Source organism: Streptomyces acidicola, from assembly GCF_009377235.1.
GTDB classification, from domain to species: Bacteria; Actinomycetota; Actinomycetes; order Streptomycetales; family Streptomycetaceae; genus Streptomyces; species Streptomyces acidicola.
In genome coordinates this window covers 1-8,129 of record NZ_VMNX01000324.1, presented here as the reverse complement: position 1 = coordinate 8,129, position 8,129 = coordinate 1, and the positions used below count along the sequence as shown (strand labels likewise).

Annotated in this window: 8 protein-coding genes; 6 read left to right on the top strand and 2 right to left on the bottom strand. The window is 70.0% G+C overall.

All coding sequences use genetic code 11. The features are described from left to right. The 6 genes from FPZ41_RS42270 to FPZ41_RS42245 all read left to right on the top strand — a co-directional run. Window positions 1-850: TetR/AcrR family transcriptional regulator (locus FPZ41_RS42270; protein ID WP_228023369.1), on the top strand; the 850-nt coding region annotated here is incomplete at its 5' end. A gap of 298 nt (window positions 851-1,148) precedes the next feature. Continuing rightward, entirely contained in the window at window positions 1,149-1,376 is a 228-nt protein-coding gene (locus FPZ41_RS42265) for a hypothetical protein (RefSeq protein ID WP_152869679.1), read from the top strand. Between the two features lie 245 nt (window positions 1,377-1,621). Beyond that, window positions 1,622-1,864 (top strand): hypothetical protein, encoded by a 243-nt coding sequence (locus tag FPZ41_RS42260; protein ID WP_194236409.1) that lies wholly within the window; start codon window positions 1,622-1,624, stop codon window positions 1,862-1,864. Between the two features lie 60 nt (window positions 1,865-1,924). Further along, complete coding sequence (locus tag FPZ41_RS42255) at window positions 1,925-2,176, top strand: hypothetical protein (RefSeq protein ID WP_152869676.1); 252 nt, start codon at window positions 1,925-1,927, stop codon at window positions 2,174-2,176. A gap of 160 nt (window positions 2,177-2,336) precedes the next feature. Further along, a complete protein-coding gene (locus FPZ41_RS42250) occupies window positions 2,337-3,122 on the top strand; it encodes a cyclase family protein (protein ID WP_152869674.1) in 786 nt (261 codons plus the stop codon). Beyond that, a complete protein-coding gene (locus FPZ41_RS42245) occupies window positions 3,119-4,900 on the top strand; it encodes a thiamine pyrophosphate-binding protein (RefSeq protein WP_322621430.1) in 1,782 nt (593 codons plus the stop codon). The genes FPZ41_RS42250 and FPZ41_RS42245 overlap by 4 nt, the downstream gene beginning before the upstream one ends. Here FPZ41_RS42245 and FPZ41_RS42240 read toward each other — a convergent pair. Together FPZ41_RS42240 and FPZ41_RS42235 are read right to left on the bottom strand one after the other, a co-directional pair. Beyond that, the gene (locus tag FPZ41_RS42240) at window positions 4,848-7,160 is read right to left on the bottom strand and encodes a glycosyl hydrolase family 95 catalytic domain-containing protein (RefSeq protein WP_152869672.1); all 2,313 of its coding nucleotides are present in this window, start codon (window positions 7,158-7,160) and stop codon (window positions 4,848-4,850) included. The two genes, FPZ41_RS42245 and FPZ41_RS42240, sit on opposite strands and share 53 nt — an antisense overlap. A gap of 58 nt (window positions 7,161-7,218) precedes the next feature. Further along, window positions 7,219-7,905: a cinnamyl alcohol dehydrogenase gene (locus tag FPZ41_RS42235; RefSeq protein ID WP_152869670.1), complete on the bottom strand. Its 687-nt coding sequence runs from the start codon at window positions 7,903-7,905 to the stop codon at window positions 7,219-7,221. Window positions 7,906-8,129 lie beyond the last annotated feature (224 nt).

Genomic DNA, 8,129 nt, shown 5'->3' with positions numbered 1-8,129 from the left:
GGTGGGCCAAGGGTGGATGCGGTCGGGTGTGCGGCCTGTCGCGGGCGACCGGGTCGATGGCACCGGCACGACACCCTCCCTCAGTCCGGGTCGGGCGCTGTGCACGGAGCTCACATGTGGGGTGACGGGCCGTGCGATGACGCGCACGCGAGGGGCCCCGGCGACAATCTTCTTGCGTAAGGTTACGAGTGTGAACACAAACGACGCGACGAGTCAGCGCACGCCGAAGCGAGCCTCCCGAGAACGAAACCGGCGCGGCGAAGGAAGCCGCCTACGCGATGACATCGTCGATGCTGCCGCCACCCTGCTGCACGAGACCGGAGACGAGCGGACGATCACCCTGCGGTCGGTCGCTCGCAAGATCGGCATCTCCGCTCCGTCGATCTACCCGCACTTCCCCGACCAGCCGGCCATCATGCTGGCTGTGGTCCGACGGGAGTTCACCGCCCTGGAATCCGATCTCAGGGCCGCCGCGAATGCCGCCGGTGATGATGCCCGGGATCGGCTGTATGCCCTGTGTCGCGCCTATCTCGGCTACGCGGAGGAACACCCCGGGCGCTACCGCGCCATGTTCGGAGGCCAGTGGATGCCGACCCTGGGGGAGAACTCGCTGACAGCCGAGGATCTGACGACCCTCGGTGCGGACGCCATGCAGTTGCTTGCCGAAACGCTCGCCGACTGTGGTGCGGCAGGGCAATCGGCCACCACCGACCCGCAGACGGACGCGGTCACCCTCTGGGTCTGCCTGCACGGGCTGGCGCACCAGCGCGCGGTCTCCCGGATGCCCTGGATCGAACCGAGCGTCGCCGACGCCATCATCGACAGAGTCGCCAGACTCGGCAGTGCGTGATCGTCTGGGAACGTCCTGACTCGGACTGGGCGGTGGGCGACTGTTCAGAGAGACGACGGGTGGTTCTGGTGGGGCCCGGGATCCGGTGAAGGCGGGAACCGATGATGCAGCCGGGGGAAGACCTGCCGGAGCGTACGGGCGGGGAGTCATCGCTGGAGGAGAGTGACAGGATCAGGGGGAGTTCGGTGCGCTTCTGCGGGCGCTGCTGGAGCTGACGGGGCTCAGCTCCCGGGAGTTCGCCCTGCGCCGTCCCGCGTTCAAGGACTCCACGATCCGCAAGTACACCTCGGGCAGGAACATGCCCGCGTGGGACTTCGTGCGTGACCTGCTCACCGAAGCCGCCCGCCGGACCGGCAGCCGGGCTGAAGCCGAACGAGCGGCGGAACTGTTCGCCGCCTACCGTCCGGCATGGTCACGGATGGCCATGGCGGTGGTGCCCCGAGGGTTGCTGGCGCGGGCGGCCTTCACGGTCAGCCCCGGCACCTCCGAGCCAGTACGTGGCTGTGTGGCGTTCGCGAAACGGTAACAGGGTCTGATCGGTTGGGCGCGAGCGGGTGCGCGGTCGGCCCGCGGTGTTGGCCGGGTTCGGATCGGGGGGCGGGCTGGGCAGCGTTCCGGTGCAGGTGGCGCGGCCGAAGTCACCGCTGGCGGTGGCGCTCTGCTGGATCCCTGGACCTACCGGCCGCCACGGCGGATGCCCTCGTCCTGCTCTTCGGGGGCGAGTCGAGGGAAATGCGATGGCTTGCAACCGGGCAAGAACTACGGTGGGCCATGATGTGCACCGATATACGACGACACCGAGGCGGCCGGGTCCTCGCCCGCCTCGCCGCGGCCGCGGTGGCCGCGCTCGTGCTGACGGGTTGCGCCGAGCAGGCGCGGTCCGTGGAGTCCGTCCGCACCGAGGACTCCCGGGCGACCGCAACGGCTGATTCTTCGGCCGCCGGTCTCCGGAAGGACGAGGAGCCGGTGCGGGTGCGCTTCCCGGAGTTCGGGGACTTCTCCTCCGTGGTCTGAAAGGGTGAAGCCATCGGCAGGAACGACCGGTCGTCGGCGCCCGGACCCACCGACGTGCGGATGTCCGGGGTCGTCCGGCTGACCGACGCCGACGCTGCCCGACTGCGGGACGGTTACGCCTGGCAGGAGGCATCCGGACAGCCAGGGGCCCCGAGCGACCTGCGCGTTCAGGTGCCGCCCAGCGCCCGGTGGCAGACGAGCCCGGACTTCACCCGTGCCGTCACCGGGGACCGCTACACGGCGACGTTCCATGCCGACCTCGAACGGAAGGTGCTCGTCTTCGACGCGGTGAACCCGGGGAAGAAGGGATAACGCTTCCCCGGCACCCGACGGCTCGCCGTCCGGACCACGTGTCCGGGGGCCGGGCCGCTGTCATGCTGTCAGTTCCGCATTCGTGTTCAGTATTTCTGTTCAGCGTGTCGGTTTCGCCGCCAGTTCCGCCTTCAGTTCCGCCGTGTGTCAGGAGGCCCCCATGCCCGAGCCGTCCGTCCTCGCTTCGCTGGTGTCCGCCCTGCGCGGTGGGGCCATCGAAGTCGTCGACCTCACCTCGCCGTTGTCGTCGTCGACGCCGGTGATCCAGCTGCCGCCCGAGTTCGGTCAGACCGCCGTGTTCGAGCTGGAGGAGATCAGCCGGTACGACGACCGGGGACCGGCCTGGTACTGGAACAACTTCCGCAGTGGCGAGCACACCGGGACCCACTTCGACGCCCCGAACCACTGGGTGACCGGGAAGGACCTCTCCGACGTGGCGTCCGTGCCCGCGCGTCGGCTGATCGCACCGGCCGCTGTTCTGGACTTCACCGCCGAGGCACAGGAGGACCCGGACTTCCTCGTGGAGGTCGAGCACGTGAAGGCATGGGAGGCCGAGAACGGGCCCCTGCCCGAAGGCGGTTGGCTGTTGCTGCGCACCGGGTGGGACGCTCGCTCGCACGCGCAGGAGGAGTTCCTGAACGCGGACGAGAACGGACCGCACACCCCCGGCCTGTCGGCGGAGTGCGCCCGCTGGGTGGCTCAGGAGTCGCCGGTGATCGGCCTCGGGGTGGAGACGGTGGGCACCGACGCCGGGCGTGGGCACGCGTTCGACCCGGCATTCCCCTGCCACTCCTATCTCATGGGCAGTGACAAGTACGGACTGACGCAGTTGCAGAACCTGGCGGCACTGCCGGCAACCGGCTCCGTCGTCATCGCGGGACCGCTGCCCATCGTCGCAGGGTCCGGCTCTCCCGCGCGGGTCCTCGCGCTGGTGGAGCGCTCGTGAAGGTCGCGGAGGCCGTCGGGCGGGCGCTGTCCGCGGCCGGGGTCGGTCATGTCTTCGGAGTCGTCGGATCGGGCAACTTCCATCTGACCAATGCCATGGTCGCGGCAGGGTCACGCTTTGTCGCCGCACGTCACGAAGGCGGCGCGGCGACGATGGCCGACGCGTACGCGCGCATGAGCGGCACGGTGGCCGCCGTGACCGTGCATCAGGGGCCCGGCCTGACGAACGCCATGACGGGCATCGCCGAGGCGGCCAAGAGCCGTACGCCGCTCCTCGTGTCGGCAGCCGAGGTGACCGAGCCGAGGTCCAACTTCCACATCGACCAAGCGGCTTTGGCGCGCGCGGTGGGCGCGGTTCCGGTACGGATCACGTCGGCCGAGGACGCGGTGGGGCAGGCCCGCGCCGCGGTGCACCGGGCCCTGTACGAACGACGCACCGTGCTGCTCAACCTCCCCCTGGAGGTGCAGGCACTGGACGTGCCGGACGGTGTCCTGACGCAGGCCGCGCCACCGTCGGAACGGGCGGCGGTCGAGCCGGCGCCGACCGACGTGGCGGCACTGGCGCAGGTGCTGGAGCGGGCGCGGCAGCCGGTCTTCGTGGCCGGCCGGGGATCACGCTCGCCCGGTGCCCGGGATGCCCTTGAGGCGCTCGCCGACCGCTGCGGTGCGCTGCTGGCGACATCCGCCGTGGCGCGCGGTCTGTTCCACGGCAATCCGTGGTCGCTCGACGTGTCCGGAGGTTTCGCGTCGCCCCTGGCAGCCGAACTCATCGGGTCGGCGGACACGATCGTGGGCTGGGGCTGCGCGCTGAACATGTGGACCACGAGGCACGGCCGGCTGATCGGTGCGGACACGACCGTCGTGCAGGTCGACGACGACCCGTCGGCGCTCGGGGCGCATCGACAGGTGCATGTGCGGGTCACCGGCGACGTGGAACTCACGGCGCGGCGCGTGCTGGAGCGGTACACAGGGGACGCGGAACGACAGGGCTGCCGGACCGCCGGCACCGCCTCGGCCATCGCCGCGGGCGTGCGCTGGCGGGATGTGCCGTACGAGGACACGAGCACGCGTGAGCGGATCGACCCGCGCACGCTGAGCATCGCGCTCGACGACATCCTCCCCGCGGAGCGGGTGATCGGCGTGGACTCCGGCAACTTCATGGGCTACCCGAGCATGTATCTGTCGGTGCCGGACGAGAACGGCCTCTGCTTCACCCAGGCGTTCCAGTCGATCGGCCTGGGGCTGGCGACCGCGATCGGTGCCGCGCTGGCGCGTCCGGACCGGCTTGCGGTGGCCGCGCTCGGGGACGGTGGCGCGCTGATGGGCGCCGCGGAACTCGACACGGTACGCCGGCTGGGGCTGCCGATGGTGGTCGTCGTGTACAACGACGACGCCTATGGAGCCGAGGTGCACCACTTCGGGCCTCACGGACATCCGCTCGACACGGTCGAGTTCCCGCCGACCGACATCGCCGCAGTGGCGCGGGGGTACGGCTTCGAGGCCGTGACCGTACGCACGCGGACGGACCTGAAGGCCGTCGAGGACTGGGTCGCCGGGCCACGGTCCGCGCGCCCCTGCTCGTCGACGCCAAGGTGGTCGGGGACCGAGGGGCCTGGTGGCTCGAGGACGCGTTTCGCGGACATTGACGACACGGCCGTCGGGCCCGGCGCCCGGCCGCGAACGACGAGAGCGGCCGGGCACCGGGTGCGGAAGCGGGTCGCACCAGCTACGGCAGCCCCCAGGGCTCGCCCGGCTCGCTCACGGTCACCGGGGCGATGACCAGGTCGGGTCGCCTGCCCGCGTACAGCAGCACCTCGCGGCCCTTGGGCAGGTCGATGGCGAGGGTGCCGTCGTCCGTCGGGCGGGTGCGGGCCGGGGAGCCGTCGTCGAGGAGTGCGGTCACCGGGCCGCCGCTCAGACCGTGCCGGAGTTCCAGCGGCTCGCCCGCCAGACTCCGTACGCGGACGAAGCGGGTGACACCGCCGGTACGGGCCGCGCTGACGAGGAAGGCGCCCTGGGTGCGGAAGTCGTGGAGGGTGACGTCGGCCCAGGAGTCCGGTACGGCGGGGAAGACCCGTACGACACCGCCCCAGCTCTGGCAGAGCATGTCGTGCAGGGACTGCGACGCCGACAGCGGGGTCTCGATGACCGGACCGGCCTCGGTGTAGTGGGTGTTGGCCCGGCAGGGGTAGCGCGTCGTCGGGTCGAAGAACATCTTCAGGTACGACAGCGCGGTCTCACCGCGGCCCATCATCGCGTACAGCGACGCGGCGCCCGTGTAGCTGTACCCCCGGTGGGCTCCGGTCAGCGCGTGCCAGTGGGCGACCGACTTCTCGATCAGCTCGCGCTGCTCCGGCTGGTCCCAGTTGACGAGGTAGAGCGGATAGACCATCAGCAGGTGGGAGTAGTGGCGGTGGGACTGGGCGTACGGGGTGTCCGCACCGATCATGAATCCGTTGCCGTCCACCGGGTACGGCGTGAGCTTGGTCAGGACCTCCTGCCAGCGCGGCTTCAGGGGGTCGTCGACTCCCAGGCGCTCGGAGGCCTCCAGCAGTGTGGCGCAGCCCCAACGGATCAGTGACAGGTCGTAGTTGGTGTCCTTCGGGGGGACCACCGGATACTCCGGGGACAGCGTCGACGGCAGGTGCAGCTTGCCGTCGTCCTCCGGCTGGAGGAAGTGCAGGTAGTAGTTCATCGCGCGGCGCAGCAGCGGGTAGATCGTGTCGCGCAGCAGGCCCTCGTCCATGGTGTGGCGGTAGCTCAGCCACGCGTTGTGCAGGGCCCAGGTCAGGTTGCCCGACTCGCCGCCGCTGCCCGGGGTGGGGGCGCTGCGGTTCATGAACATGTCCGAGCTGCGGCCGACTCCGGCGCTGTCCGACCGGTAGGCGGCGGGTACGTTCGCGATCAGCTGTTCCTGGCTCTGCCGGAGGGTGCTGGCGAGCGAGTCGAGTTCCGGGTGGTTGGAGCCGTGGACGATCCAGTATTCGAGCTGCACATTGAGGTTCCACCACACGGCGGGCCACGGTGTGGGCTCCAGCCACGGTCCTGAGGTGGCCATCACCGGGCCGCCCTCGCGGCTGGCCGACGCGATCTTGTAGAGCTGGATCCAGTGGAAGCTCTGCAGCCGCTCGTCGGGGACCGAGACGAAGCTCTTGCGGTAGAACGCGTGCCACCAGGTGGTGTGGCGGCTGCGGAGCACCCCGTAGGCGTCCGCCCGCTGGATCTTCTTCAACGAGGCTTCGCCTGCCCGCGTGTCCGAGGGATGGCTGTGGGCGACGGTGAGCAGCAGGACGTCACCGGAGCGGCGGTGGGCCGTCGCGGTCTGGCCGCCGCCGGTGAGCGGCTGGAGGATCTGTTGGACATCGCCGGTGGTCCGGGTCGTCCAGGGCGGGTTGGGGGTGTATCCGGCCGGCGGCTCCTCGCTGATCTTCCTGGGGCTGATCGCCTCCTCCGGGTGGAACGTCCAGCGGACCTTCTCGCCGCCGTCGGCTGTCGCACGTGTGGCGAGGATTCCGTCGTGGATGAACGCGGCGAACGTCAGGGAGCCCTTGTCCGTGGTGACCGTGCCGGTGAGCTCGGCGTCCCACAGGCTCAGCCGCCAGTCGACCGCGGTGACGGTGCCGACCGGATCGAGGGTCAGATGCCCCACGGGCAGCCGGCACGTGCCCCAGCCGCTGCCGAACTCGGGGCGGTGGTCCTGCACTTCGCCGTGCTGGACGGTGAAGCGGATGCCGTTCGTGTTCGGATCCTGGTACACCATGCTGCCCAGCCGTCCGTCACCCAGGAACGGCCCTTCGTGCCACAGCTTGGGCAGCTTGTGCCAGATCAGGTCCTGTCGGCGCAGGAAGCCGGACCAGGCGCCGCTGGAGTCCATGCGGTTGCGGAGCGTCCAGGGGGCGCGGCCGGGACCGGCCCCGAGGCCTTCGCCCTCGGCAGCGCCTGCGGGGGTGCCGGGGGAAGCGGCTTCGGCGACCGTGGGCAGGGCGGCGAGTGTCGTGCCGCCGAGCACGGTGCCGAGCACGGTTCTTCTAGAGGTCATTGCGGGTGCCTCCAAGGTGCGACGGTTCGTCAAGGTCCTCCGTGCGTCTCCGCACGGGTCATCGCGTCCAGTAGGTGAGGTTGCGGAAGCGCGCCTCGGCGCGGCCGTTGCCGTGGTGGTAGACGCCGTTCTTGAAGTGGCGGGTGGCGGGCCCGCGGTCCTCTCTGGTCAGCACCAGCTCGTCGTCGAAGTAGACCTTGACGCTGCCGCCGGAGGCGTTGTGTTCGAGCTTGACGTTGAACCACGTGTTGTAGGCGTTCGTCTTGAGGACGGTGCTGTCGTAGGCCCGCACCGATCCGCCGCTCGCGCTGTAGGCGTTGAGCATGAAGTCCGTGGCGGGGGTGCCCGAGGGGTGGATCACACGGAGGATCTGCACGAAGGTCGCGCCGTTCGTGCCGGACGGGAGGTACACGTCGGCGTCCCACATGTGCTGCCCGGACGTGTACTCCTGGTTCCAGCGCATCTCGGTGCGCGGGTCGGTGGAACTGCCCTGCGACATGGGCTCGTCGGTGTCGTACACCCACATGCGGTGGACGCCGCCGCTGTTGGTGTAGCGGTCGCTCAGGTCGAGGTTCCACGGTTTCTGCATGCCGTAGGTGAACGCGGTCTTCTTCCAGCCGTCCGTGGGTGAGGCGGGTGCGGCAATGGATGTCGCCGGGGTCATTGCCCAGACCGCGCCGCCGGCGAGCAGGCCGCCGGCTGCGAGAACCGCACGTCTCGACGGCTCTAAATGTGAAGGGCTCATGTCAATCACTCCTGGTGGGCGTCGCGCTGGTGTGGGGGTCGAGCGGGCGGATCACAGGAACGATTCATCGGATCTATCGTCTGGCGCAGCGTAGGACTGGCGCTCAAAGCGCGTCAATGCATGGAACGAGCCGAAGATAGATCCGATGTACTTCCGCTCCGGTCGCTGTGCGTCTCAGCTCGCCGGGGGCCACGGCAGATGGGAGGGGGCGAGCCGCGCCGGGG

Excerpts from the sequence above, each read along its gene's own strand:
- FPZ41_RS42265 (WP_152869679.1), top strand. The coding sequence starts at position 1,149 with ATGCCCGCGTGGGACTTCGTGCGTGACCTGCTCACCGAAGCCGCCCGC.
- FPZ41_RS42260 (WP_194236409.1), top strand. The coding sequence starts at position 1,622 with ATGATGTGCACCGATATACGACGACACCGAGGCGGCCGGGTCCTCGCC.
- FPZ41_RS42255 (WP_152869676.1), top strand. The coding sequence starts at position 1,925 with ATGTCCGGGGTCGTCCGGCTGACCGACGCCGACGCTGCCCGACTGCGG.
- FPZ41_RS42250 (WP_152869674.1), top strand. The coding sequence starts at position 2,337 with ATGCCCGAGCCGTCCGTCCTCGCTTCGCTGGTGTCCGCCCTGCGCGGT.
- FPZ41_RS42240 (WP_152869672.1), bottom strand. The coding sequence starts at position 7,160 with ATGACCTCTAGAAGAACCGTGCTCGGCACCGTGCTCGGCGGCACGACA.
- FPZ41_RS42235 (WP_152869670.1), bottom strand. The coding sequence starts at position 7,905 with ATGAGCCCTTCACATTTAGAGCCGTCGAGACGTGCGGTTCTCGCAGCC.